General features: G+C 66.1%; 22 protein-coding genes. 5 read left to right on the forward strand and 17 right to left on the reverse strand.

Going from position 1 to position 24833, the window contains the following annotated elements; genetic code table 11:
- Positions 1-87: 87 nt before the first annotated feature.
- A complete protein-coding gene (locus tag ABGN05_RS11690) occupies positions 88-1671 on the reverse strand; it encodes a phytoene desaturase family protein (RefSeq protein WP_367954179.1) in 1584 nt (527 codons plus the stop codon).
- Positions 1658-3277, reverse strand: coding sequence for a phytoene desaturase family protein (locus ABGN05_RS11695; RefSeq protein WP_367954180.1), 1620 nt, complete (start codon positions 3275-3277; stop codon positions 1658-1660). The genes ABGN05_RS11690 and ABGN05_RS11695 overlap by 14 nt, the downstream gene beginning before the upstream one ends.
- Positions 3278-3453: 176 nt before the next feature.
- Between ABGN05_RS11695 and ABGN05_RS11700 the strand changes: the two genes are divergently transcribed.
- Genes ABGN05_RS11700 through ABGN05_RS11710 form a run of 3 tightly spaced genes read left to right on the forward strand, consistent with a single transcriptional unit; the run spans position 3454 to position 6076 of the window.
- The gene (locus ABGN05_RS11700; RefSeq protein WP_367954181.1) at positions 3454-4245 is read left to right on the forward strand and encodes a methyltransferase domain-containing protein; all 792 of its coding nucleotides are present in this window, start codon (positions 3454-3456) and stop codon (positions 4243-4245) included.
- A 14-nt stretch (positions 4246-4259) separates the two neighbouring features.
- On the forward strand, positions 4260-4955 hold the full coding sequence (locus ABGN05_RS11705; RefSeq protein WP_367954367.1) for a TetR family transcriptional regulator C-terminal domain-containing protein: 696 nt from the start codon (positions 4260-4262) through the stop codon (positions 4953-4955).
- Between the two features lie 29 nt (positions 4956-4984).
- Positions 4985-6076: an ABC transporter substrate-binding protein gene (locus tag ABGN05_RS11710; protein WP_367954182.1), complete on the forward strand. Its 1092-nt coding sequence runs from the start codon at positions 4985-4987 to the stop codon at positions 6074-6076.
- Positions 6077-6146: 70 nt separating this feature from the next.
- On the opposite strand, the gene ABGN05_RS11715 is transcribed toward ABGN05_RS11710, so the two are convergent.
- The 4 genes from ABGN05_RS11715 to ugpB all read right to left on the reverse strand — a co-directional run bounded on the left by ABGN05_RS11715 (position 6147) and on the right by ugpB (position 10387).
- Positions 6147-7217 (reverse strand): sn-glycerol-3-phosphate import ATP-binding protein UgpC, encoded by a 1071-nt coding sequence (locus tag ABGN05_RS11715; protein ID WP_367954183.1) that lies wholly within the window; start codon positions 7215-7217, stop codon positions 6147-6149.
- A 9-nt stretch (positions 7218-7226) separates the two neighbouring features.
- A complete protein-coding gene (gene ugpE, locus ABGN05_RS11720) occupies positions 7227-8075 on the reverse strand; it encodes a sn-glycerol-3-phosphate ABC transporter permease UgpE (protein WP_367954184.1) in 849 nt (282 codons plus the stop codon).
- A gap of 36 nt (positions 8076-8111) precedes the next feature.
- Complete coding sequence (gene ugpA / locus ABGN05_RS11725) at positions 8112-8996, reverse strand: sn-glycerol-3-phosphate ABC transporter permease UgpA (RefSeq protein WP_367954185.1); 885 nt, start codon at positions 8994-8996, stop codon at positions 8112-8114.
- Positions 8997-9076: 80 nt separating this feature from the next.
- On the reverse strand, positions 9077-10387 hold the full coding sequence (gene ugpB, locus ABGN05_RS11730; protein WP_367954186.1) for a sn-glycerol-3-phosphate ABC transporter substrate-binding protein UgpB: 1311 nt from the start codon (positions 10385-10387) through the stop codon (positions 9077-9079).
- A gap of 231 nt (positions 10388-10618) precedes the next feature.
- Here ugpB and ABGN05_RS11735 point away from each other — a divergent pair, with 231 nt between their 5' ends.
- On the forward strand, positions 10619-11854 hold the full coding sequence (locus tag ABGN05_RS11735) for a flavin monoamine oxidase family protein (protein ID WP_367954187.1): 1236 nt from the start codon (positions 10619-10621) through the stop codon (positions 11852-11854).
- A 39-nt stretch (positions 11855-11893) separates the two neighbouring features.
- On the opposite strand, the gene ABGN05_RS11740 is transcribed toward ABGN05_RS11735, so the two are convergent.
- The 10 genes from ABGN05_RS11740 to ABGN05_RS11785 all read right to left on the reverse strand — a co-directional run bounded on the left by ABGN05_RS11740 (position 11894) and on the right by ABGN05_RS11785 (position 20395).
- The gene (locus ABGN05_RS11740; protein WP_367954188.1) at positions 11894-12550 is read right to left on the reverse strand and encodes a helix-turn-helix domain-containing protein; all 657 of its coding nucleotides are present in this window, start codon (positions 12548-12550) and stop codon (positions 11894-11896) included.
- Positions 12551-12631: 81 nt separating this feature from the next.
- Positions 12632-13009, reverse strand: coding sequence for a hypothetical protein (locus tag ABGN05_RS11745; RefSeq protein ID WP_367954189.1), 378 nt, complete (start codon positions 13007-13009; stop codon positions 12632-12634).
- A 113-nt stretch (positions 13010-13122) separates the two neighbouring features.
- On the reverse strand, positions 13123-13740 hold the full coding sequence (gene fixJ / locus ABGN05_RS11750) for a response regulator FixJ (RefSeq protein ID WP_367954190.1): 618 nt from the start codon (positions 13738-13740) through the stop codon (positions 13123-13125).
- Positions 13727-15238 (reverse strand): sensor histidine kinase, encoded by a 1512-nt coding sequence (locus ABGN05_RS11755; RefSeq protein WP_367954191.1) that lies wholly within the window; start codon positions 15236-15238, stop codon positions 13727-13729. Before ABGN05_RS11755 ends, fixJ begins: the two co-directional genes overlap by 14 nt.
- 263 nt (positions 15239-15501) lie before the next feature.
- Positions 15502-15888, reverse strand: a complete 387-nt coding sequence (locus ABGN05_RS11760) for a hypothetical protein (RefSeq protein ID WP_367954192.1) — start codon at positions 15886-15888, stop codon at positions 15502-15504.
- Between the two features lie 75 nt (positions 15889-15963).
- On the reverse strand, positions 15964-17247 hold the full coding sequence (locus ABGN05_RS11765; protein ID WP_367954193.1) for an MgtC/SapB family protein: 1284 nt from the start codon (positions 17245-17247) through the stop codon (positions 15964-15966).
- 13 nt (positions 17248-17260) lie between these two features.
- Positions 17261-17710, reverse strand: coding sequence for a thioredoxin TrxC (gene trxC, locus ABGN05_RS11770; RefSeq protein ID WP_367954194.1), 450 nt, complete (start codon positions 17708-17710; stop codon positions 17261-17263).
- 24 nt (positions 17711-17734) lie between these two features.
- Complete coding sequence (locus ABGN05_RS11775) at positions 17735-18058, reverse strand: c-type cytochrome (RefSeq protein ID WP_367954195.1); 324 nt, start codon at positions 18056-18058, stop codon at positions 17735-17737.
- A 34-nt stretch (positions 18059-18092) separates the two neighbouring features.
- A complete protein-coding gene (locus ABGN05_RS11780; RefSeq protein WP_367954196.1) occupies positions 18093-19994 on the reverse strand; it encodes a heavy metal translocating P-type ATPase in 1902 nt (633 codons plus the stop codon).
- A gap of 14 nt (positions 19995-20008) precedes the next feature.
- Positions 20009-20395, reverse strand: coding sequence for a DUF302 domain-containing protein (locus ABGN05_RS11785; RefSeq protein WP_367954197.1), 387 nt, complete (start codon positions 20393-20395; stop codon positions 20009-20011).
- Positions 20396-20583: 188 nt separating this feature from the next.
- Between ABGN05_RS11785 and ABGN05_RS11790 the strand changes: the two genes are divergently transcribed.
- Entirely contained in the window at positions 20584-23265 is a 2682-nt protein-coding gene (locus ABGN05_RS11790) for a bifunctional acetate--CoA ligase family protein/GNAT family N-acetyltransferase (RefSeq protein ID WP_367954198.1), read from the forward strand.
- A gap of 22 nt (positions 23266-23287) precedes the next feature.
- Here the strand turns inward: ABGN05_RS11790 and ABGN05_RS11795 are convergent, their stop codons facing one another.
- Complete coding sequence (locus ABGN05_RS11795) at positions 23288-24820, reverse strand: bifunctional aminoglycoside phosphotransferase/ATP-binding protein (RefSeq protein WP_367954199.1); 1533 nt, start codon at positions 24818-24820, stop codon at positions 23288-23290.
- Between the last annotated feature and the right edge of the window lie 13 nt (positions 24821-24833).

A 24833-nucleotide genomic window follows, 5' to 3' on the forward strand; every position in this document is an offset into this window, starting at 1 on the left:
ATCTCCCCCCTCGTGGGGGAGATGCCCGACAGGGCAGAGGGGGGCAACGTAGGGTACCGGCCCTGAACATGGACTCCGACATCACTCTCACCCCCGCATCTCGATGATACGCTTGGCTGCGTTCCAGCCCGGCGCGCCGGAAATGCCACCGCCGGGATGCGAGCCGGCGCCGGCGAGGAAGAGCCCTTCCAGCGGCGTGTCGTATCCGTCGGCGCCGTGGACCGGCCGGTTCATCAGCATCTGGTCGACCTGCAACTCCCCATGGTGCCAGTGTCCGCCCGGCATGCGGAAGCGCGCCTCGATGTCGGTCGGCGTTAGCAGTTCTGCGAGGCGGACGGTCTTGCCGATGCCGGGCGAGTATCGCTCCAGCATGTCGAGAATCGCCGCCTGGAACTTCGGCTTGCCCGTTTCCCACCCTTCCTTCAGCGCATGCGGCGCGAACTGCACAACCGCCGAAAGCACGCAGGCGCCGCTCGGCGCGAGCGAGGCATCCGTCAGGCTGGGCAGGGTGATCTCCATCACCGGCTCGGGCGAGAATTCACCGTACTTGCAGGGATTGAAGGCGCGCTCGACTCGGTCGACGGACGGCGCGATCACCAGCCGCCCACGCAGCGCCTCCGGTCCCACCCCGGCAAACTTGGGCGGCCGGTCCAGCGCCAGATGCAGCTTGGCCGCGTCGCCCTTCATGCGGATGTTCGTCAGCGCCCGCACGAACCCGGTACCGACATGCCGCGCGCCGACGTGATCGAGGAAGGTCGTTCGCGGATTGATAGCCGAGACGATCGTGCGGGCGCGGATCTCCTCGCCGTCGTCGAGGATCACGCCCGCGGAGCGATGGTTCTCGACGATGATCTTCCGGACGTCGGCGCCGCAACGCACGGTGCAACCGGCGGCTCCCGCCGCGCTCGCAAGGGCTGCGGCCACCGCGCCCATGCCGCCCTTCGGCACTACTTGCGCGCCGGGGACACCCGCCATCTCGCCTGCCAACCGGTAGTAGAGCCCGAGCAGCGAGGTGGGCGAGCGCGGTCCCAGATGCGCGCCGAGCGTCGCGTCGAAGGCGATCAGGCCCTTCAGCCGGTCGTCGGCAAGATGCTCGTCGAGAACGTCCGCCACGTTCATCAGCACCATGCGCAGGAATTCGCGCATGTCTTCCTTGCCGAGACGGCGCAGCGAAAGCGCGGCCGACCCGAGGGCGGAAGCCTGCGACAGGTTCATGGAGGCGAGGTCCGGCGGGCGGCGCGACAGAAACGGCTTCAGGATGCCCGCCTGGCGGAAGAGCAGCGCCCGCAATGCGGACCATGCCGCCTTTTCCTTCCCATCCACCTCGCCCGCCAGCGTCTCGCCATAGGCGCCCGCAAGCGTCAGCGGGTTGCCGTCCGGAGAAAGCGCCGTCGTCGGCGCGCCGGGGCCGCTTTCGAATTCCAGGCCGTGGCGCGCGAGGTCGAGCCCCTTCACCATCTCGGGGTGCAGCCGGTTGACGATGTGGGCGAGGCCCGAGACGCGGAACCCGGGCGCGAATTCGCGCGTGCAGGCCCCGCCGCCCGGCGCGTTTGCCGCCTCGAGCACCACCACCCTGCGGCCGCTCCGCCCGAGCGCCGCGGCGCAGGCGAGGCCATTATGTCCGCCGCCGATGACGATCGCGTCCCACTTCGCCGCTTCAGATGACGTCATGGGCCGGGCTCATGTGCGTGGTGCCGCGCTTCAGGTCGCGCAGGATCTCGGCTGCCGCGTTGCGCCCGGGCGCGCCCATCACGCCGCCGCCGGGATGGGTCGACGAGCCGCACATGTAGAGCCCGTCGATGGGCGAGCGGTACTGTGCGTATCCCGGCACCGGGCGGTTGAAGAGCAACTGGTCGAAGGTCAGTTCGCCCTGGAAGATGTTGCCTTCGGTCAGCCCCACCTCGGCCTCCAGTTCGCGCGGCGTGCGCACCTCCATGTGCACGATGCGGTCGCGGAAGCCCGGCGAGTACTCGGCTATCTGCGAGATCACTGTTTCGCCGAAGGCGTCGCGGTCGGCGTCCGTCCAGTCGCGACCCTCCACCTTCGGCGGGCAATACTGCACGAAGCAGCTCATGAAGTGCTTTCCGGGTGGCGCCATGGTGGGGTCGAGCGTGGTGGGAATGACGACGTCGAGGAACGGATCGGCCGACCAGCGCCCGTCCTTCCAGTCGTCATAGGCGCGTTCCATGCGCTCGACGGAATCGGTGAAATGCAGGTCGGCCTGGAGGCAGGGAGATCCCTTGGGCAGGGCGGGGAATTCCGGCATCGAATCCAGCGCGATGTTGACCTTGCCCGACGAGCCCCGGATCTTGAAGTTCTTCACCCGGCGCAGGAAGACTTCGGGAAGGTCGCCCTCGTCCACGAGTTTCAGGAAGGTGCGCTTCACGTCGGCGTTCGACACGACCATCTTCGCGCGAATTTCCTCGCCACCGGTGAGCACCACGCCTTGTGCCTTGCCGTCGCGGACGATGACGCGGTCGACCCCGGCATCGGTGCGAATCGTCCCTCCGGATGCCTTGAAGGAGGACGCGAGCGCGTTGCTGACCGCGCCCATGCCGCCGCGGGCGAAACCCCAGGCGCCGACCGAGCCGTCGACCTCGCCCATGTAGTGGTGCAGCAGGATGTAGGCCGTCCCGGGCGAAATCGGACCGAGCGCCGTACCGATGATGCCCGACAGCGCGAAATAGGCCTTGATGACGTCAGTCTCGAAATACTCGTCGAGGAAATCGGCGATCGACATCGTCCAGAACCGCAGCGTCCTCGCCATCTCGTCGGCCCCGAGGCCCGCAAACTTGCGGCCGAGATACATGAGTTCGCCGAGGTCGCGCGGACGGAAACTGGTCGGATCGGGCGCGGTGCGCATGAGCAGGGGCTGTATGAAGCGACACTGGCGCGTCACGTCGCGCGAGTAGCGGTCGTATGCCTCCGCGTCGCGGACGGAAAAGCGGGCGAACTCGCGCCGGTGGGCATCGTGGTCGCGGTAGTTGGCGAGATAGTCGCCGTCCCGCGTGAACACCGCGCCGCCCTCGTAGGCGATCACCTGCAGCCCATGCCGGGGCAGTTCCAGATCGCGCATGATCTCGGGCCGGAAAAGCGAGCAGACATAGGAGCAGTTCGAGTAGGTGAAGTCGGGCGTGAGCGAGCGGCTAACCGCGGCGCCGCCGATCCAGTCGTTCTTCTCCACCACCAGCACGTCCAGACCGGCACGTTGCAGGTAGCACGCGTTGACGAGGCCGTTATGGCCCGCACCGATGACGATGACGTCCCAGCTCTTCATGCTTCTGCCTGGCGAAACCGGCTCTCCCTTGACAAATCTGGCACGGGCAATCCGCGCCTGTCCAGTCATTTTGAATGAATGTTCAACAAACGAGGTTGCGTTTTGGCCATGGTGCGCTAGGCTTTGCGGGACTTTCGACAGCCGCCGCACGAGATCGCAGACTGGGGAATCGGAGGATGGAAGAACCGCCGGTGAGCGAGCCCGAGTACGACGATGCCGCGATCCGCTTTCTCGAAGCGCTGTGGGGCGAAGGCTACCTGTCGCCAGGCGGTCCCGAGGAAGTCGACCGCGTACTGACCGGCATGTCGCTGATGGGCAAGACCGTTTTCGACATCGGCTGCGGAGCGGGCGGCATTACGATGCACCTGGTGGAGCGCCACGACGCCGCGCACGCGACCGGCTTCGATGTGGAGGAGCCGGTGATCGTGACGGCGCGCGACCGTGCGTGGAGGCGCGGCCTCTCGGGGCGGGTTGATTTCGTCCAGGCGCCGCCTGGACGGCTTCCCTTCCGCGACGCCAGCTTCGACGTGGTGTTTTCCAAGGATGCCCTGCTGCACGTGCCGGACAAGGACGCGCTCTTCGCCGACATCTTCCGCGTGCTGAAGCCGGGCGGCGAGTTCGCCGCCAGCGACTGGATGATCTCGCACGACGGTGAACCGTCCAAGGATATGAAAGCCTACATCGCCGCCGAAGACCTGAGCTTCGCCATGGCCTCTCCGAAGCGCTATCGCGAGGCAATGGAGAAGGCAGGCTTCGTTGCCGTCGCCACCGTCGACCGCAATCCCTGGTACCGCGATGTGGCCCGCGCCGAACTCGAAAAACTGAAGGGTCCGCTCTACGAACGCGCCGCCGCGGCGGTCGGCGAGGCCTATGTCGACAAGAACATCCGGACCTGGGAAGCCATGCAGAAGGTGCTTGACAGCGGCGAGCACCGTCCCACTCATCTGAGAGGGAGGAAGCCGGGCTGATGCTGCTCGCACCCATGGAGAGTGACGCAATCATGCCCGACACGACGGTCAGGGACCGCCGGCCCGATGCCGAGAAGAAGGGCCGCAAGGCCTCGAAGGAGGTCCGCAGGCAGCAGTTGATCGACGCCACGATCGATTCGCTCGCCAGGCGCGGCTACGCGGAGACCACGCTGGCCGATGTCGCCGATGGAGCCGGGCTGTCGCGCGGCATCGTCAACTTCCATTTCGAGAGCAAGGAAAAGCTGCTGGTCGCCACGCTCCAGTTCATGGCGGAGGAATACGCGGCGCACTGGCGCGCGGCGTTCGACAAGGCCGGCGACGACCCGGCGCGCCAGCTCTGGGCGCTCTGCGCGGCGGATTTCGACCGCGCCGTGTGCAGCAGACGAAAACTCGCCGCCTGGTGCGCCTTCTGGGGCGAGGCGAAGTCCCGCCCCACCTATCAGGCGCTCTGTGGCTCGCGCGACCAGACCTACCAGAACGTGCTCGTCGACATCTGCACGCGGCTGCGCGACCAGGGGAACTACGCCATCGAGCCGCGCGCCACCGCGCTTGCCATCAACGCGATGCTGGAGGGGCTCTGGCTTCGCCTGATGATGGGCACCGAAGAGGTTTCCCGCGAAACCGCCTTTGCGGCGGCTGCCGAGATGCTTTCCGCCACCTTCCCGAAACATTTCGCGCGCGAAGCCGGAGGGAAGATCAAGCCAGCATGAAGAGCAAACGAAAAATGGGAGCATGCATCATGAAGACTTTCAGGGAACGATTGAGACATTCCTCGGCGCTGGCGCTCGCCGGTGTCCTGACGCTGCCGCTGATCGGACCGGCCCTCGCGGCCGATGGCGAACTCGTCATCTTCGACTGGTCCGGCTACGAGGACCCCGCCTTCCATCCGCGCTACACCGAGAAGCACGGCGATTCCCCGACCTTCACCTTCTTCGGCGACGAGGACGAGGCGTTCGAGAAGCTGCGCTCCGGCTTCAAGGCGGATCTGTCGCATCCATGCTCGCAGAGCGTGTCGAAGTGGCGCGAGGCGGGCCTGTTGCAGCCGCTCGACACGTCCCGGATCGAAGGTTGGGACGATCTGCTGCCCGGTCTGATGTCGATGAAGGATCTTGCGACCACCGAGGACGGCAAGGCGTGGTTCATGCCGTGGGACTGGGGCAACACTTCCCTCACCTACAATACCGAGAAGGTCGCGCTCGAGGACGTCGGCAGCCTCAAGGCATTCGCCGATCCCAGGTTCCAGGACCGCGTCTCTCTTCCCGACAATGTCGACGACGCCTACGCGCTGGCCTCGCTCGCCATCGGGCTCAAGGACTGGACGCAGATGACGGACGAGCAGTTCAAGCAGGCGTCGGACTTCCTGCGCGAGGTGCACAAGAACGTGCGCATGTACTGGACCGACAACACCGAGATTGTCCAGGCGATGGGCGGCGGCGAGGTGGACCTCGCCTGGGCCTGGAACGACGCTGCGACCCAACTCCAGCTTGACGGCAAGCCCGTGGCCATGAACAAGGAAACCGAGGAAGGCGTGACCACCTGGGTCTGCGGCTACGTTCTCTTGAAGGATGCGCCCGGCAGCCTGGACAAGGCCTATGACTACCTGAGCGCCGTCAACGCCGACCCGGAAGTCGCCAAGTACCTCGTCAACGACTGGGGCTACGGCCACGGCAACGCCAAGTCCATGGCCGCCGTCGATCCCGAAGTGCTTGAGGAGAAGGGCTATGCGAGTGTCGACAAGTTCGTCGACAAGACGTTGTTCCAGTCGCCGCTGCCGCCGGAGCTCAAGCTCCGGATGATCGCCGAGTTCGAGAAGATCAAAGCCGGCTACTGATCTTTCGCGGGCGCCGCTGCCGGTCTTTGCGGGGGCGGATCGCGGCCGGCGCCCGTAGCGGGCCGTCGCATCACGTGTGCGATGGCTCGATCCTCTTGCCTGCCGCGTCGAAGGTGTGGAGCTTCGCCTCCGGCACGGAGATCGGGATGCTGTCGCCCGGCCTGGCGCTCGCGCGGCCTGAGACGCGCACGATCACTGGGCTTCCCGCCGCGTTGCCGTGCAGGAAGCTTTCTGCTCCCACCGGCTCCACCGCGATGGTCTGGAAGTCCAGCAACAGGCAGCCATCGCCCTGGCCGATCGCGACGTCCTCCGGTCGGAAACCGATCTGCGCCGCCTTGCTTCCTGCAAAACCGTTTCCGGCCACAGCGGAGCCGTCCGCGAACGAGAATCCTGACGAATTGACCGTCACCGGGAGCAGGTTCATCGGCGGCGCTCCGATGAAGCTCGCCACGAACGTGCTCGCCGGCTTCTCGTAGACGTCGAGCGGCGCACCAACCTGTTCGACCATGCCGGCATTCATGACCACGAGCTTGTCGGCCAGCGTCATCGCCTCCAGCTGGTCGTGCGTGACGTAGACGGATGTCACGCCGAGCGACCTCTGGAGGTTCTTGATTTCCACCCGCATCTGGCCGCGCAGCTTGGCGTCGAGGTTAGACAGCGGCTCGTCAAACAGGAACACCTTGGGGCTGCGCACGATCGCCCGCCCCATGGCGACGCGCTGGCGCTGGCCGCCGGAGAGTTCGCGGGGGCGCCGCTGCAGGAGGTTCGACAGTTCGAGGATCTTCGCCGTCTCGTTCACCCGCCTGTCGATCTCGTCCCGGGCCATGCCGCGGTTGCGCAAGCCGTAGGCCATGTTGTCGTAGACCTTCATGTGCGGATAGAGCGCGTAGTTCTGGAACACCATGGCGATGTCGCGTTCGGCCGGGCCGATGGCGTTCACCACCTTGCCGTCGATCGAGATGTCGCCGGCGGTGATCGTCTCCAGTCCCGCGATCATCCTGAGCAGCGTCGACTTCCCGCAGCCGGACGGCCCGACCAGCACGCACAGCGCTCCGTCGGCAATATCGATCGAAACGCCTTTGACGGCCTCGAAGCCTCCAGGATAGGTTTTCCTGACGTTCTTCAGTTCGACGGTTGCCATTCTTTCCGATCACTTCTCGGTTTCGACGAGGCCGCGCACGAACCAGCGCTGCATGAGCACCACGACCAGGACCGGCGGAAGGATGGCCAGCATGCAGGTCACCATCACCAGGTGCCATTCGGTATCGGCGTCGGCAAAGGAGATCATCTTGCGCAGTCCGATGACGATCGTGTTCATGTCGTTGCTGTTGGTCACCAGCAGCGGCCACAGATATTGCGTCCATCCGTAGATGAAGAGGATCACGAACAGCGCCGCGATGTTGGTCCGCGACAGGGGAAGCAGGATGTCCTTGAAGAAGCGCCACGGACCCGCCCCATCCACGCGCGCTGCCTCCAGTAGCTCGGCGGGGATCGTCATGAAGAACTGCCGGAACAAGAGCGTCGCGGTCGCCGAGGCGATCAGCGGCAGGATGAGCCCGGTATAGGTGTCGATCAGGTTCAGGTCGACCATCACCTTGTAGGTCGGCAGGATGCGCACCTCGACCGGCAGCATCAGCGTGATGAAGATCGTCCAGAAGAAGAACATTCTGAGCGGAAACCGGAAGAAGACGATCGCGTAGGCGGACAGGATCGAGATCGCGATCTTCCCCACCGCGATGCCCAGCGCCATGATGGTGCTGTTGATCAGCAGCCGGTCGACGCCCACGCCGCCAATCCGCCCTATGCCGCCGAACAGGGCGGCATAGTAGTTGTGGAAGAACTCGCCGCCCGGCAGCAGCGGCAATGGCGGCCGCAGGATCTCGCGCAGCGTCAGCGTCGAGGCGACGAAGGTGTAGTAGATCGGAAAGGCGACGATGAGGATCCCGACGATCATCACCAGATGCGCCACGACGGTGCGGCTGCGCGATTGTCCGATCATGGCGCCAGCCTTCCGCCGTGAAAGATCAGGCCGACGTCAGCCATAGTGAACCCTCTTTTCCACGTAGCGGAACTGCACGGCCGTCAGCGCGATGACGATGATCATCAGGATGACGGATTGCGCCGCCGAACTGCCGAGCTGCAGGTTCACGAAGCCATCGTTGTAGACCTTGTAGACCAGCGTCTCGGTGGCCTTGCCGGGTCCGCCGCCGGTCACGGCATGGATGATGCCGAACGTGTCGAAGAAGGCATAGGTGGTGTTGATGACCAGCAGGAAGAAGGTGATCGGCGCGAGCAGGGGAAAGACGATGGTCCAGAAGCGCTTCGTCTCGCCGGCGCCGTCGATCGCGGCAGCCTCGATGAGCGTCCTCGGAATGGACTGGAGCCCGGCCACGAAGAACAGGAAGTTGTAGCTGATCTGCTTCCAGGCGGCTGCCGCGATGATCAGGACCATGGCCTGGTTTCCGTTGAGCAGCGGATCCCAGTTGTAGCCCGTCGAGCGCAGCATGTAGGCGAAGGTTCCCATGGTCGGGTTGAACAGGAACAGCCACAGCATCCCGGCGATCGCAGGCGCCACGGCATAAGGCCAGATCATCAGGGTGCGATAGAGTCCGCGGCCTTTGACGATCTGGTCGGCCATGGTCGCCAGTAGGAGGGCGATCGCCATGGCGCTGACGGCCGTGGCGACCGAGAAGATCACGGTCACCTCGAGCGAGTTGAGATAGCTCGGCTCGCTGAGTACGCGCCGGAAATTGGCAAGCCCAACGAAACGCGACTTCAGCCCGAACGGATCCTCGCGCAGCAACGACTGATAGAGCGCCTGCGCGGCCGGCCAGTAGAAGAACACGAGCGTGATGGCGAGCTGCGGCGCCAGGAGCAGGTAGGGCAGCAGACGGTGGGGAAACGTGCCGCGTGCCGTCACGGGCTATCCTTCGCAAAAAATCGACGCCCGCCCGCGCGGTTCGAACGCGCGGGCGGGGAGGGATCGGATGCCGGCTTCTGTTAGTTGCCGAGCGCCTGCTGGATGGCCACGTTGCCGCGCTCCACCGCGTTGTCGAGCGCCTGCTGCGCGGTCTGTTCGCCGGCGAGCATCTTCTCGAACTCCTCGTTCTCGATGTCGCGGACCTGCGGCATGTTGACGATGCGGATGCCCTTGGAGTTCGCCGTCGGCTCCTTGCCCATCATCTGCGTGATCGGAGTCTCGCGGCCCGGATTTTTCTCGTAGAAGCCCGAAGCCTTCGTCGCCTCGTAGGCCTCCATGGTCACCGGGAGATATCCCGACGCCTGGTGGAGACGCTGCTGGATCTCGGGCTGCGAGAGGAACTGGAAGAACGCCGAAACGCCTTCATACTCGGCATCGTCATGGCCGGCGAAGACCCAGAGGCTGGCGCCGCCGGGAATGGTGTTCTGCGGCGCGCCTTCGAGGTCGGGATAGTAGGGCAGCTGGCCGATGCCGTAGTTGATGCCCGACTTCACGACGTCGCCCAGGCCGCCGGAGGATTCCGTGAGGATTCCGCATTCGCCCGACAGGAAGAGTTGCTTGGCCTCGGAGGTGCGGCCGCCGTAGCGGAAGACTTCCTCCTTCGCCAGGTCGGCGATGTTCTGGAAGTGCCGCACGAAGGGCTCGGTGTTGAACGTCAGCTCGATGTCGGTGCTCGCCAGACCGTTCTCGTTGGTGGCGTATTGCAGGTTGTTCCACGCCGAGAAGTTCTCGAGCCCGATCCAGGTCAGCCAGGTCGACGTGTAGCCGCACGCCGCCGCGCCGCTTTCCTTGATCTTGCGGGCGGCATCGAACACCTCCGGCCAGGTCTTCGGCGGGTTGGCCGCATCGAGTCCGGCTTTCTCGAAGATGTCCTTGTTGTAGTAGAGGATCGGCGAGGAGGAGTTGTAGGGGAATGAGAGCATCGTGCCGTCGGGCTTGGAGTAGTATGCGACGATGCCCGGCAGGTACTTGCTCTTGTCGAACTCGCCGCCGCCCATGGACAGGATCTCGGCGACCGGCTTCACGGCACCCTCGGCCGCCATCATCACGCCGGTACCGACGTCGAAGACCTGGATGATGTGGGGAGTCTGGTTGGCGCGGAACGCCGCGATGCCGGCGTTCAGTGTCTCGGGATAGGTGCCCTTGAACACGGGCGTGACCTTGTATTCGGACTGGCTCTCGTTGAACTCCTTCGACAGGGTCTCGACGACCTCGTTATTGGCACCCGTCATGGCGTGCCACCAGGAAATGTCCGTTACGGCTAGGGAAGGGACGGCGGAAAAGATCAGAAAGCCGGCTGACAAAGCCGCTGTCGTGGTGCGAAGAGACATGTTTCACTCCCGATGTCTTCATTGGCGGAGGGGAATTCCGCGGATGGGAGTATCGTTCGTGTGCGACGCCGGGACAACAGTTTTGTTTCACTTCGATGACATTCGCCGACTGACGAAAAGGAAGCGAACGCCATAACGATGCTGCGCCGCGCAAAACGTAGGAACGGCCGCTTGCCGTCGGTGCTGGCCAAAATCCCCGTCTGTGGATAAGCCGTACCGGAACGGGAAATCATGATGACGGACGTGATCGTCGTCGGCGCTGGGTTCGCCGGTCTTTCGGCTGCACGCGCGCTGGCGGAAAATGGTCTGCGCACGGTCGTGCTCGAGGCGCGCGGCCGCGTCGGTGGCCGCGTGGAATCGGCGGTGAACGCGCTCGGCGAGCGCTTCGATACGGGTGGCCAGTTCCTGTGCGACGACATGCCGGAGGTGATGGCCCTGGCGCGTCGCTACGGAAAGACGCTGGCGACGACCTCCTTCGAGGGCGAGGACGTCGCGCAGCCGCCGTTGCCGTCGCGGGAACTCGCCACGACCAGGCGGGGAGTGGTGGGACTGCGCGATCGGCTGAACGGAATCGAGCCCGCGGACGCCGCGATCGCCGGCCTCACCGTCGCCGACTGGCTGGCGAGGCAGCCGGAAAGTGCGGTTTTGAAAGCCGGCTTCCGTTCAATGATCGAGGGCCTCTGGTGCTATGCGCTGGAGGATATGCCGCTTTGGCACCTCGTCGAGACCGACCGGCGCATCACCAACGAGCAATCCGAGCTGCAGTACCAGATCGTGGAGACGATGCATTCGCTCGCCGAAGACCTTTCCATTGGCCTCGACATACGGCTGTGGCATGCGGCCGCGGGCGTCGAGCATGTCGGCGAGACGGTAGTGGTTCGGTCCGGGCAGTCGGTCTTCGAGGCTCGCGCCGTGGTGCTTGCCGTGCCGCCGACGGCGGCGGCGCGGATCGCTTTCAGCCCTGCGCCTGCGCCGGATTTGCGCCGAGCGCTCGAAGCCTGGTCCTCGGGCAGCGTCGTCAAGGCGGTGATACGCTACCGCCGCCGCTTCTGGCGCGAGGCGGGAAGGAGCGGCGTCGTGATGTGGCACGCCCCGACCGGGCTGTTCGCCTGCGACAGCAGCCCGGCCGACGACCGGCCGACCCTCTCCTTCTTCGCCGGCGGACCCGCCGCGCGGGGGATGAAGGGGCTGTCGGAAGAGCAGCTGAGAATGGACATTGCCGATCTGCTCGCCGCGGCACTGGGGCCAGAGGCCCACGCCCACGACGCCTTCAGCCTGCGTGGCTGGATGGCACCGGAGGATGGCGGCTATGGCGACGTGATCACGAATGTCGCTGCCCCGATGCCGAGACCGTGTTGCGCGCCGGCCTCCCGCGCATCCAGTTCGCCTTCTCGGAACTCTCGCCCAGCTTTCCCGGATATGTGGAAGGCGCCATCGTGGCGGGTCGGGCTTCGGCCGAGCGGGTGATGGCGCTCCTGGCGACGGCGTAAGCGGGGGTTCCTCCTGTCACTCGCTCATGTCGCGAAGGGTGTGCATCCTGACGATCTTCACCTTGCGCAGGCCGGGAAGGCGCACGATCCCCTTCTCCTTCAACCTGGAGAACACGCGTGACACGGTCTCGATGGTGAGGCCGAGATAGTCGCCGATGTCGCTGCGCGACATCGGCAGGTCGATCTCCTCCAGGTCACCCTGGCGGGCCGCCATGTCGAGCAGGAAGGCCGCCACGCGTTCGGCGGCGTTCTGTCGGCCGAGCACCAGAAGATGCTCCTGGGCCCGAACGAGGCTCTGGAGGGCGAGCGGCAGGAGTTCGCGCGAGAAGTCGATGCCGGCGTGCGGGCGCATCACCCGGATGCCGGTCGCGCCGATCGCCTCGGCGAAGAAGTGGTGCGTCTTGTCGGCCTCGAAGCCGAAGACCTCGCCGGAAAGATGGAAGGCGGAGATCTGGCGGCGTCCGTCGGCCAGGAGGCGGTAGACGCGGACCGCGCCGAACTCGACCTGATAGAGGTCTCCCGCCTTCTCGCCCTGAGCGTAGATTTCAGAACCGGAGGAATAGAGCGTCGCCGGTTGCAAAGGCGATGCCGGCAGCAACGCCTCGAAGCCCGTTCCGGCGCCGGTGCCGAGGAGAGTGGCGCTACGGAATTCCATGGAGGTGTGTATCGTCATCGGTCGCTCCCGTTCTTGGTGTCGGGAGGAAACTCGCCCAATCCGCGCGCGGGCGAAATTCGGTTATGTCCCTACGGATAACTACGTAGTGAGGATCGAAGCCGAGATCTCGGGTACCACGGCGGAGACCGCCTCTATGAGCGCGGGACCGAGGAGTGGCTTGGGCAGCTGCCTGAGGGCGAAGCTTCCAGGCAGCATCGCCATCCTGTCCAGAAGCACCACCACCGGACGGGAGGAACCGGCTATCTCCGCAAGCCGGGAGAGGTTCTGTTCGCCACCTTCGATCGCGTCCTCGTCAACGATCGCGCAGGAGAAGTCTTCAGCTTGCGGTGCTGCGAAAACCGTCTCGAACCCCTTGTGCGAATCGACCTTGAATCCTTCCGCCTCGAGCGTGAACTCGATCGATTTGCGCAGTTCCTCTCCGGGAACGACGACAAGGATCGTCTTGGGCGGCTGCAAGGACATTCTCCCGAACGAGGACGGCGGCCGGAGGATCAGGCCATAACGCTCTCGGGTACGCTTGCAGTGAAAGAGACGCCTTGCGCGAAATCAAACCCGGCGTCGCTGACGGGCTACTTCGATACGAATCCTGCGGCGAGCGCAATCCGCACCAGTTCGGGCAGGCTGCGGGCCTCCATCTTGGCCATGACGTTGGCGCGATGCACCTCGACGGTCCGGGGGCTGATGTCGAGATCGTAGGCGATCGTCTTGTTGGCGTGGCCCGCCACCACCCCCGACAGCACCTCGCGCTCGCGCTCGCTGAGTTGGGCGAGCCGCTCCAGGATCGCGTGGATGTCCTGGTCGCCCGCGTTCCGGTCCAGTTCCCGGGCGGCGCGTTCGATTGCCGCGATCAGGGTGTCGTCCTCGAACGGTTTCTCGATGAAGTCGAGAGCACCGGCTTTCATCGCTTCGACGGCCATCGGTACGTCCCCGTGGCCGGTGATCACGATGGACGGGATCCTGGCCGCAAGTTCCTTCAGCTTCCGGATCAGGTCGACGCCGCTGATGTCCGGCATGCGAAGGTCCGTCACCAGGCATCCGTTGCGGATCGTCGGCGCGGCCGCGAGGAAGGCGGTGGCCGAATCGTGCAGCCGCACCGCGAAGCCGGAAACGGTCAGCATGAAGGCCAGCGACTTGCGCACCGGTTCCTCGTCGTCGACGATGTGGACGATGTAGTCACCTCTCTCCATCGGTAGCCTCGCTTCGGATCGCCGGCAGGGTGAAGCGGAAGGTGGCTCCGCCGTCGGCGTTGCGGCTGGCCACCATCCGGCCGCCATGGGACTCTATGATTCGCTTCGAAATCGAAAGCCCGATGCCCATGCCGCCGGCCTTCGACGTGACGAAGGGCTGGAAAAGCCGCGCCGCGATCTCCTCCGATATGCCTGGCCCGGTGTCCGACACCTCCACGGCTGCCATGTCCCCGTCCGGCAAGGTTCGTATCGTCAGTTCGCGCCTCGTGCTGTCGCGCATGGCCTCCATCGCGTTGCGCATCAGGTTGATGAGCACCTGCTGGATCTGGACCCGGTCCGCAAGCACCATGTCGGCCCCCGGACGATAGTCGAAGACCGTTCGGACACCGCGTTCGCGCGAGCCGACCAGCGCCAGCGCGCCGGCCTCCTCGACCATCTTGCGGATGTCTTCGGCGGTCTTTTCCGTCTCGCCGCGCATCACGAATTCGCGCAGGTGCCGGATGATCTGTCCGGCGCGCAGCGACTGCCGGGAGATCTCCTCCAGGGCCTCGCGCATGCGGGAGGCCGTCTCGTCCCCGACATTGCGCAGCAGCCGGCTGCAACCTTGCGCATAATTGGCGATCGCCGAGAGCGGCTGGTTCAGTTCGTGCGCCAGCGTCGAGGCCATCTCGCCCAGTTCGTTCAGACGTGCCAGCCGCGCGAGTTCGCCCTGCACCTCCTGGAGGCGGGCTTCCGATTCTTCCCGCTCGGTCAGGTCGCGGATGAAGCCGGTGAAGTAGAGCCTGTCCTTGGCCTTCATCTCGCCGACCGCGAGCTTCATGGGGAACGTCGATCCGTCCTTCCTCCGGCCGACGACGACCCGGTCGATGCCGATGATCCGTCTCTCGCCGGTCATGAGGTAGCGATGCATGTAGCCGTCGTGCTCGCCGCGATAGGGTTCCGGCATCAGCACGCGCACGTTCTGGCCGATCACCTCGTCGGACCTGTAGCCGAACTGGCGGACGGCAGCCGAGTTGAACGACACGATCGTGCCGTCCTTCTCGATGACGACGGTGGCGTCGAGCACCGTGTCCAGGATCGACTTCAGATGCGCCTCCCGCTCTTCCAGCATCGCCTGGGTGCGGGCGGCGATGGTGCGGGCGCGGTGCACGCCCTCGCCGATCGCGATCGTCGCGAGACCCACCGCCGCGTAGATGGCGAGCTCGGTGGCGCCGATGGTCCCGGCGAGCGAGCCGAAGTACCAGGCACCGGCCAGCGAGAGCGCGAGCGAAAGGAGTGCCGGGCCGAGACCGCAGATGGTGGAGGCGATCAGAATTGCCGGAACGAACGGCGCGAAGACGGCGCCATGCTGCAGCAACCCATGGAGCAGATAGCGGATCACGAAGAGCGCCAGTACGGCGCCCGCCGCGACGGCGTAGGCGGTCACACCGCGGCATTCGGGGAGGAGCGTTCCGAACCTGTCACGCTCCACCGTGTCGGCGCCGGGGCTACCGTGCATGGACCCGTCCGGCCGCAGGCTCGCCGTGCACGCGCACGGCTTTGCCGCGAACTCCCTCGGGAGACGCTTCGACGAAAGGCAGACTAACGACCGGTATCAATGCGCAACCACTCCTCGATCTGCCAATACTCGCAACTTCCACCCGGCGTGGTCAATGATCCAGCGGGTGATCCCTGAAGAAGGCAGGTGTATCGGAGAAGATCGGTGGCACTGGCCCGGCAACCGCCCCAGTCGGCGGCTCCGGGCGGTGGCCCTAGGCTGCGCTAGGGCTTCTCGACGCGGGCCACCCGATAGGTGTGCATGGCACCGCCGCTGCTGACGGAGATGTATTCGCCGGTCACGAAACGTTCCTCGCCGAGCCGGAAGCCCACCTCGTCGTCGCGGTCGCCCTCGGCATAGTCGAAGTACCACTGGCCGCCCGGCTTGCGGCGGAGCCGGCCGATGCGGTCGTCCGCGCCATGGCGGAAATGCCTCACCCGACAGGCGTCCTGGTGCTTCTTCCATTCGGCGGGGTCGAGGTGGCCTTCGGTTTCGAGAGGAACGAGGATGTCGTAGCCTTCCTCGCGGTCGCCGTCCGGATGTCCCTTTTCCCGCGCGAGCAGGAGGCGCACGTGGCGGAACTTCGGGGTGAGATCCTTCAACTGTGTCATGGGTGGTTTCCTTTCCTGCCGCGACTGTTAGCGCGGGAGCAAAGCCGGGCCTTGATCGGAATCAAGAATCGCCGATCAGCCGGCCGGGAAGAGTGCCCGGACCAGATAGGGCGTGAGAAGAAATGCTCCGTAGCCGACCGCGGCCGCCGCGATGCTCGCCACCCCAAGCGGCATCCAGTATCGAACCGGGCCCGCCACGGCGGCGACGATGAGGCGGCCGAGCGCATTCGCCGCCAGCGCAAGGAGAACCGCGATCGCCACCGTCTCCAGCGAAACCGCCTGTCTTGCGAGTCGCAACGAACTGAGCACCGCGACGTCGACGTCGAACGTACCGGAAATCGCGGAAACCGCGATCAGGCCCCGGTCGTCGATCAGCCCGGCAATAGCGGCGCTTGCGGTGGACACGATCGCGAAGAGGATGGCAAACAGAAGCAGGGGCCCGATGTCGAACGGATTGCGGTTGGCGGGTTCGAGCGCGGCCCCGCTTGCCTCGCGGGTCAAGAGCAACGTGCCCGCCCCGGCGAAGATCGCGGCAGCGGCCAGGATCGGCAGTCCCGTGTGGGCGAGTACGCCCGGTTCTATGATCAGCGTAACGACCGCGACGCGCAGGACCGAGACCATGGCGGCGAAACAGGCCGCCCCCGCATAGCGCCCGGTCTCCGTCCCTGCCTCCGCCTTCGCCGCCCGGCCGAGCGCCAGCGTCACCGCGGTGGACGAGACGATCGCGCCCGTGAGAGCGCTGACGAGGAGGCCGCGGGTCGCGCCGAAGATCCGCGTCGCGGCATAACCGAGGAAGGAAATGGCCGCCGTGAGTACGGTGAAGAACCAGATCTCCCGCGGGTTGAGCCCGCCCCAGGGGTCGATGGTGCGGTCGGGCAGAATGGGAAGCACGATCGCGGTCATGACGGCAAGGACGAGCGCGGACCGAAGCTCGACCCAGGTGAGGCGGCGCAGCAGTCCGTGAAGCACCTCGCGGCTCGCCAGCACGGCGGCAAGGAAGGTACCGCCGGCCGCCGCCGCGACATAGTCGCCGGCCACCGCCAGAGCCCCGAGCGCGAAGACGGCGAGCCCAGCCACGACCCCGGTGACGCTGTAGTCCTTGTCATGGGTCGCCTCGCGCGCCTTGAACCAGGCAAGGACGGCGCCATAGCCGAGAAAGCCCGCGGCGAGAATCAGGCTGCTTTCGAATTCCTGCGCGAGCGCCGCGAAGATGCCGCCGGTGAGCCCCGAAATGCCATAGGTCCGGATGCCCGCCGTGCGGCTGCGGTCCGGCGCCTCTCGCTCGCGCCAGCCGCGTTCGAGGCCGACCAGAAGACCGATCGCCAGCGCCAGCCCGAGCCGCAGGATGAGGGGATCCATCGCCCCGGATGCGTCAGGCGTCCGCCATCGGCAGGCGGTCGCGGGTCCATCGGACGATCTGGGAGGCGTTCATCGCGCCAGAGGTGCGGCCGAGTTCCCTGCCGCCGTGATAGAGGATCATCGTCGGTATGCCACGGATACCCAGGTTGCCGGCGACCGACTGTTCGGCATCGGAGTTGAGCTTGATCAACCGGACCTGCGGCTCCAGTTCACGGGCCGCAGCTTCGAAGGCGGGTGCCATCATGCGGCAGGGGCCGCACCACGGTGCCCACACGTCCACGAGAACCGGCACTGTGCTGCGGCCGATCTGGCGCTCGAAGGTCGTCGCGTCCACGTCCTCGGGATGCCCCGAAAACAGCGGTGCATGGCACTTGCCGCACTTCGCCTCCTCCGCGCGGCGCGACGCCGGTATCCGGTTCACGCCCGCGCAACGGCTGCAGACGATCAGACTTTCACCACGCATCTCCATTTCTCCTTTCGCCCGGGATCAATCCTGGATGCTCTTCATATAGGTGACGAGGTCGTCGGCCTGCGTGGCATCGGGTTCGAAATCCGGCATCACCGCGTGGCGCAGGAACAGGGCGCCGCGCAAGTCCCGTCGAAGCGCCTCCAGCGGCCGCAGTTTGCCAATGTCCCTGAATGCCGGTGCCTTCGGGTTTGCGCTCACGTCGAACTGTGCGATGGCGTGGCAGTCGGCGCAGTTCGCCTCGGCAATGCGTCTGCCCCTGAACGCGCTCTCCGAGTCGCCCGCGCCGACCGGGCTGGACGCAAGCGCCAACGCGATACCCAGGGCAAGCTGCTTCGCCTTCATCGTCCAGTCCTTACCTCGGAAATGGTCACGGAACCTACGCCGGCAACCGAATTCGTCCTTGATTCTCGTCAAAGATCGGCTGCCGATCGGTGCCGCCCCGCAGCGCCCGCAGCGCGTTGACGATCACCGCAACGTCGATTCCCTCCTGCAGCAGGGCACCAGCAACGGGTTCTATGTAGCCGAGCGCGGCGAAGATCATTGCCACGCCCGAAAGACCGAGGCCGGCCAAGACGCTCTGATACGCGATCGCGCGCGTGCGGCGGGCGATGGTGACCGCTTCGGCCACGGGCCTCAGGCTGTCGGTCAGGATCACGATGTCGGCTGCCTGCGAAGATGCGGTCGCGCCGCGCGCTCCCATGGCGATGCCGACCGTGGCGGCGGCCAGTGCCGGCGCGTCGTTGATGCCGTCGCCGACCATCAGCGTGGGAGCCTTCGAGCGCTCCTCGCGCACGACCTCCACCTTGCGGGCGGGGCTTGCGCCGGCATGGACCTGGTCGAGGCCGAGAGGCCCGGCGACACGCTCCGCCACGTTCCTGTCGTCCCCCGTCAGCATCACGATCCGATCGATGCCGTTCCTGCGAAGCGCAGCAACGGTGGCGAGGGCGTCCGCCCGCGCCCCGTCTCCGAACACGAACAGGCCGATCAGCATCCCTTCCGCCGACAGGTATACGGTAAGCACCGGCTGGTCATCGTAGCGTTTGACGGTCCTTTCCGCCCAGAGCGGCAAAGGCTGGATACCGCCAGCGAGCGTTCGGGAGCCCGCGGTCAGCAGAACCCCGTCCACGATCCCCTGTATGCCGGCGCCGCGGTATTCCTTCACGTCCTTCGGCCGCGACAGAACCAGGTCGCGGCATCTGGCGGCTTCGACCGCCGCGACGGCGAGGACATTGCTGGAGGCTTGTTCCAGAGAACCAAGCAGCCGCAGTATGTCTTCCTCGCTCCGCCCGGGTGCGGGCTCGATCTCGATCAGTCCAGCGCCGCCTTGCGTGAGGGTCCCGGTCTTGTCGAAGACGACGGTGCGCGCCTGGGCGAGCGCCTCCAGCGCTGAGCTTCCCTTCATCAGGGCTCCTGCGCGCGCCGCCCGTGAGACGCCGCCGATGAATGCCACCGGGGCGGCGAGGATCAGCGGGCAGGGGGTTGCGACCACCAGCACGGCCAGCGCGCGGATCGGGTCGCCGGAACCCAGCCATGCGAGCGCGGCCACGATGAGAGTTGCCGGAAGAAGCAGGAGCGCGAAACGGTCCGCCATGCGCATGAAGGGAGCCTGGGCGGTCTGGGTGGCCTCGACCATTCGGACGATGCCGGCATAGGTGCTTTCCCGCGAGATGGCGGTCGCCCGCATCCGGAAGGTCTCGCCCGCGTTCACGGTGCCGCTGAAGAGCTCGTCGTTGCGCCGGCACCGCTCGGGGAGTGGTTCGCCCGTGACGGCGGATGCGTCGATCGATGCGCTCTCGTCGAGAAGGACGCCGTCGACGGGAAGCACCTCGCCGGCCCGCACGAGCAGTTCGTCGCCAACGAGCACGGCCTCGGCCGGTATCTCCTCCAGCCTTTCGCCCTCGAGACGCCGTGCGAACCGGGGCGACCGGTCGGTCAGCGCCTTCAGGCTGCGTTCGGCACGGCCCCTGGCATAATTTTCGAGCACGCTTCCGCCGGCATACATGATCGCCACCACCACCGCTGCGAGCGCCTGGTCGAGCAGAAGCGCCGCCGACATGGAGAGGAGGGCGATCAGATCCACGCCGAAACGGCCGATCCAGAAATCCCGCACGATCGAGACCGCGAGCGTCACGACAAGCGGCAGCGTCGCGGCGGTCCAGACAAGTTCGGGAGGAAGCCGATCGCTGCCGCTCGCGGGGAGAAGAAAGCCCGCGAGAAGGCCCGCCACCGCCAGCAGCAGCAACGCCCTGCGCAGGAAGGTCTCGTTGGATGCGCCCACGGCAGCCGATCGCCTCAGAGGCTGTCGACCACGTCGGAAAGCATGCTTCTGACCTTGGTCGCGACCTCCCCCAGGTAAGGGTTGTCGATCGCCTTCATGGACTCGACCGGATCGACGGCGGCGATCTCCACCTGGCCCGGCGCATGTTCGGTGACGATGACGTTGCAGGGCAACATGGTCCCGATCTTGTCCTCCGCCTGCAAGGCGCGCCAGGCGAGGTGCGGATTGCAGGCACCGAGGATCTTGTAGGGCTTGGATTCGACGCCGAGCTTGTTCTTCATCGTCGCCTTCACGTCGATGGTGGTGAGGACTCCGAAACCCTTGTCCGCGAGTGCTTTGGTGACGTGTTCGACCGCGTCGTCGAACGGCATCGCGACGGTCTTGCTGAAATAATAGCTCATGATCGTTTCCTCTGTTTGCGTCGTTCCGCGCCGGGTGACCAGCGCAGGTTCCATCCGCCTCGCACTTGCACGACGGTCACATTCGCTGCCTACATTGCTAGGCAACAAGCGGCTACCGGGCATTGATCCAGGACAACGACGCCCCGCACCGCCTCGCCGAATGAGACGACGCGAAGGAGAGCAGACAGGTGACCATCAGAAATCTCGAGTTCGCGGTGCGTCCCCGATCCGTCGCCATCATCGGTGCTTCCGTCAAGCCGGGGTCGGTTGGCCGTATCGTCACCGACAACGTCATCAACGGCGGCTTCGAGGGCGACATCTGGCCGGTGAACCCCAAATACGCTGAGGTCTCCGGCATTCGCTGCTACCCCGACGCCGCCACGCTCCCGGGTGTGCCCGATCTCGGCGTCGTCGTGACGCCGCCGCAGGTGGTGCCGGAGGTGATCCGCGAACTCGCCGAGAAGGGCACGCGCGCGGCCGTCGTCATCACAGCCGGGCTCACCCGCCAGAACGGGCTCAGGCAGGCGATGCTGGATGCGGCAAGGCCCTATCTCTTCCGCATCATCGGACCGAACACGCTCGGCCTCATGATCCCGCCGCTCAAGCTCAATGCCGGCTTCGCCCACATGGCGCCCCGAGCCGGCAAGATCGCGCTGCTCTCCCAGTCCGGGGCGATTGCGACCGCGCTGATCGACTGGGCCGCCGACAACAATCTCGGCTTTTCGCATCTCGTCTCGCTGGGCGACATGGCCGACGTCGACGTCGGCGACTATCTGGACATGCTGGCGGGCGACGCCGGCACGAAGGCGATCGTCATGTATCTCGAGTCGATCCCCAATCCGCGCAAGTTCATGTCCGCGGCCCGTGCGGCTTCCCGCATCAAGCCGGTCATCGTCGTCAAGTCGGGCCGCCACGAACAGGCTGCGGCCGCGGCCGCGACCCACACCGGCGCGCTTTCGGGCGCCGACCGTGTCGTGGACGCGGCCCTGTCGCGAGCCGGAATTTTGCGCGTCAACGGCCTGGCGGAACTCTTCGACGCCGCCGAGACGACGGCGCGGTTTTCGCCGCTGCAGCGCTCGCGCGTCGGTATCGTCACCAACGGAGGCGGTGCCGGCGTGCTCGCGGTGGACCGGCTGATCGACTGCAACGGCGAACTGGCGGAACTGTCGCCCGGGACGATCGAGAAGCTCAACGGCTCTCTGCCGGCGACATGGTCGCACGCCAATCCGGTCGACATAATCGGCGACGCGCCGCCCGAACGCTACGTCGCGGCGGTCCAGGCCGTGGCGGACGATCCGGGCACGGACGCGATAATGGTGCTCAACTGCCCGACGGGTCTGGCCTCGCCCGTCGATGCCGCCCGGGCGGTCGCGGCGCTGACGACCCGCGGCACGATCAATCGCAAACCGGTGCTCACCTGCTGGCTCGGCGAGCACACGGCGAGGGAAGGACGTCAGATCCTCCACGATGCCGGCGTGGCGAGCTACGCCACCCCGGCCGACACGGCGATGGCGGTCTCCTATCTCAGCGACTGGTCGCGCGCCCAGGAAGCACTCTTGCGCGTGCCGTCGAGCCGAAGCGAGGACGCGCCGAGAGACCGCGAGTCCGTGCTCGCGATCTTCCGCACCGTCGCCCGGGAAGGGCGGCGCATGCTGACCGAGCCGGAGGCGAAGGCGGTCATCGGAGCCTACGGCATTCCGGTACCGGAAACGATCGTCGCGAAGACGCCGGAAGAAGCGAGGGAAGCGGCGCGCAAGCTCCTCAAGGACTGGGACAGGGTCGTCGTGAAGCTCCTCTCAAAGGCGATCTCGCACAAGTCCGACATCGGCGGGGTTATTCTCGACATCGATGGCGAAGAGGCGGCCTTCAAGGCTGCCGAGACCATCCGCACGCGCGTTGCGAAGAAGGCGCCCGGCGCCGACATCGAAGGCTTCGCGGTGCAGCCGATGGTGGCGCGCAAGCAGGCGCAGGAGCTGATACTCGGGATGAGCCGCGACCCGATCTTCGGCCCCATTGTGCTGTTCGGCGCCGGCGGGACCGCCGTCGAGATCATGGACGACACCGCGATCGCGCTTCCGCCGCTGGACGACGTTCTGGCCGGGGACCTGATCGACCGGACGCGCATCGGGCGGCTGCTCGCGGGCTACCGGGACAGGAAGCCGGCGGACCGCGCCGGCATCGCCGCGGCCCTGAACGGCCTGTCGCAACTGATCGTCGACTTTCCCTGCATCGCCTCGCTCGACGTGAACCCGCTGCTCGCCGATCCGCAAGGCGTGATCGCGCTCGACGCGCGTGTCGAGATCGATCCCGGGCGGGTCGAGGAGGACGGCCCCAATCCCGATCTCGCGATCCGCCCCTATCCGGCGAAATGGGAGCAGACCTTTTCGGCGGGTGGAATGGGCTTCCTGATCCGGCCGATCAAGCCGGCCGACATCGCGCTCTATCCCGAATTCCTCGACAAGACATCGCCCGACGACATCCGCTTCCGCTTCCTAGCGCCGCGAAAAGGCTTTCCCGACGAAATGCTGAAGCGCCTGACCCAGCTCGACTACGAACGCGATATGGCGCTCGTGGCCATAAGGCAGGATACCGGCGAGCTTGCCGGCATCGGCCGCCTCTCGAGCGATCCTGACCGCGTCTCGGCGGAGTATGCGCTGCTGGTGCGTACCGACCTTCAGGGGCACGGCCTGGGCTTCGCGCTGCTGCGCCGCATCATCGACTACGCCCGTTCCGAAGGCATCCGTCGGGTGGAGGGCATCGTGCTTTCGGAAAACCGCAAGATGCTCGACATGTGCCGGGACTTCGGTTTCACGCTCGAAAGCAATGCGCAGGAAGCCGGCGTCTGCCACGCGAAGCTCGACCTCGCCTGAACGCCGCCGGATGGCGGGGACGTCAGTTCGGCTCGTGCAGCCGGCAGAGCGACAGGATCGCGTCGGCGATGTCGGCGACGGACCCGCCGGCGTCGATCCGGTGCCACGACATGTCTTCGACCTGCCGCTCCAACTGCCGTGCGAGGACGTCCACCGTCGCGTCCGAGGGGCCGCCTCGACGAGCGCCGACCCGCTGCCACAGCACGGCCGCATCGGCCTCCAGCCATATGCCGGTGAAAGGCACCCGCTCGTCGCTGGCCGCCTTTTCGATCGCCTCGCGATTATCCGTGCGGTCGAAGACGGCGTCGGCGACGACGGACCCGCCCTCGGCGAGGATCAGGGCCGACCGCCACGCCATCTCGCGGTAGACGCGCCTCGACACATCCGGCGTGTAGGACCTTGCCGGCAGGCGGGTCTCTGCCGCAACTCCGTACATGGCCTTGCGGATCCGGTCGCTCTCGATGATGCGCGAGCCCGGCGCAAGGCCGAGCCGCGGCGCGAGCGCTTCGGCGACCGTCGTCTTGCCCGTGCCACTCAGTCCGCCTATCGCGACGAGGCGCGCGGGCTGATTGCCCAGGAGCGTGTGAGCGAGGTCGAAATAAGACCGCGCCTCATCGGCCAGCTTTCCGGAGGTGCCGCCTTCCTCGATGCGCGTGGCCGTGACATGGGCGCGCACGGCGGCGCGAACCGCCATGAAGAACGGCAGCAGTGGGAAGCCGTCCTCGTCGTCCGCCTCGTCCAGATAGCGGTTCATGACGAGGTTGGCGTGTTCGGGAAAGCCCCGATGCCAAAGGTCCATCAGCAGGAAGGCGAGGTCGTAGAGAACGTCGACGGTGGCGATCTGGTCGTTGAATTCGATGCAGTCGAACAGGCGGGGAGCACCGTCCAGCAGGCAGATGTTGCGCAGGTGAAGGTCGCCGTGGCAGCGGCGGACCTTTCCCGCTGCCTCGCGGCGGTCGAGCAGCGGCGCATGGCGCGACAGCGCCTCGCGGAATGCGCGGTTCAGATCCACGACTTCCGCTTCGCCGAAGACATGGCTGCCGGCGAAGGCCGCCTCGTCGATGTCCAGCACGCCGCCGATGTTTTGCGAACCGCTCGTCATGTGGATCACCGGCGCGGTGCGGTGGAACTGCACGATCATGCGCGCGGTGCGGGTCATGAGTTCGTGCGTCAGGAGACCCGCGCCCGCCAGGTGGTCGAAGATGCACTCCTGGCCGAAGCGCTTCATCTCGACCACCGCGTCCACGAGTTCGCCTTGGCCATCGAATTCGCGCCCGCCATCAGCGGAACGGGTGATGCGGCGGACGCCGAGATAGATCTCCGGTGTCGTCGCCCCGTTCAGTTCGACTTCCTTCTCGCAGGCCGCGAGCCGAAGGGCGGGGGTCGAGAAATCGGCATAGGGCAGCTTCACCGCGCGCTTCATCTTGAAGGCATGGTCTCCGGCGAGGAAGACGAAGGAGATATGGGTGTCGATCGTCTCCACGGGCGAGGCCGAACCGAAGGAAGACGGATCCTCCAGAAAGGCCACCGTGGCGCTCTGGTCCTCGACGATCATCTGCGGTTCTCCG

Origin of the sequence: Aquibium pacificum (genome assembly GCF_040839445.1) — a bacterium.
GTDB lineage: Bacteria > Pseudomonadota > Alphaproteobacteria > Rhizobiales > Rhizobiaceae > Aquibium > Aquibium pacificus.

Coding starts and splice junctions, on each gene's coding strand:
- ABGN05_RS11690 (WP_367954179.1), bottom strand. CDS start 1,671: ATGACGTCATCTGAAGCGGCGAAGTGGGACGCGATCGTCATCGGCGGC.
- ABGN05_RS11695 (WP_367954180.1), bottom strand. CDS start 3,277: ATGAAGAGCTGGGACGTCATCGTCATCGGTGCGGGCCATAACGGCCTC.
- ABGN05_RS11700 (WP_367954181.1), top strand. CDS start 3,454: ATGGAAGAACCGCCGGTGAGCGAGCCCGAGTACGACGATGCCGCGATC.
- ABGN05_RS11705 (WP_367954367.1), top strand. CDS start 4,260: ATGGAGAGTGACGCAATCATGCCCGACACGACGGTCAGGGACCGCCGG.
- ABGN05_RS11710 (WP_367954182.1), top strand. CDS start 4,985: ATGAAGACTTTCAGGGAACGATTGAGACATTCCTCGGCGCTGGCGCTC.
- ABGN05_RS11715 (WP_367954183.1), bottom strand. CDS start 7,217: ATGGCAACCGTCGAACTGAAGAACGTCAGGAAAACCTATCCTGGAGGC.
- ugpE (WP_367954184.1), bottom strand. CDS start 8,075: ATGATCGGACAATCGCGCAGCCGCACCGTCGTGGCGCATCTGGTGATG.
- ugpB (WP_367954186.1), bottom strand. CDS start 10,387: ATGTCTCTTCGCACCACGACAGCGGCTTTGTCAGCCGGCTTTCTGATC.
- ABGN05_RS11735 (WP_367954187.1), top strand. CDS start 10,619: ATGATGACGGACGTGATCGTCGTCGGCGCTGGGTTCGCCGGTCTTTCG.
- ABGN05_RS11740 (WP_367954188.1), bottom strand. CDS start 12,550: ATGACGATACACACCTCCATGGAATTCCGTAGCGCCACTCTCCTCGGC.
- fixJ (WP_367954190.1), bottom strand. CDS start 13,740: ATGGAGAGAGGTGACTACATCGTCCACATCGTCGACGACGAGGAACCG.
- ABGN05_RS11755 (WP_367954191.1), bottom strand. CDS start 15,238: ATGCACGGTAGCCCCGGCGCCGACACGGTGGAGCGTGACAGGTTCGGA.
- ABGN05_RS11760 (WP_367954192.1), bottom strand. CDS start 15,888: ATGACACAGTTGAAGGATCTCACCCCGAAGTTCCGCCACGTGCGCCTC.
- ABGN05_RS11765 (WP_367954193.1), bottom strand. CDS start 17,247: ATGGATCCCCTCATCCTGCGGCTCGGGCTGGCGCTGGCGATCGGTCTT.
- trxC (WP_367954194.1), bottom strand. CDS start 17,710: ATGCGTGGTGAAAGTCTGATCGTCTGCAGCCGTTGCGCGGGCGTGAAC.
- ABGN05_RS11775 (WP_367954195.1), bottom strand. CDS start 18,058: ATGAAGGCGAAGCAGCTTGCCCTGGGTATCGCGTTGGCGCTTGCGTCC.
- ABGN05_RS11785 (WP_367954197.1), bottom strand. CDS start 20,395: ATGAGCTATTATTTCAGCAAGACCGTCGCGATGCCGTTCGACGACGCG.
- ABGN05_RS11795 (WP_367954199.1), bottom strand. CDS start 24,820: ATGATCGTCGAGGACCAGAGCGCCACGGTGGCCTTTCTGGAGGATCCG.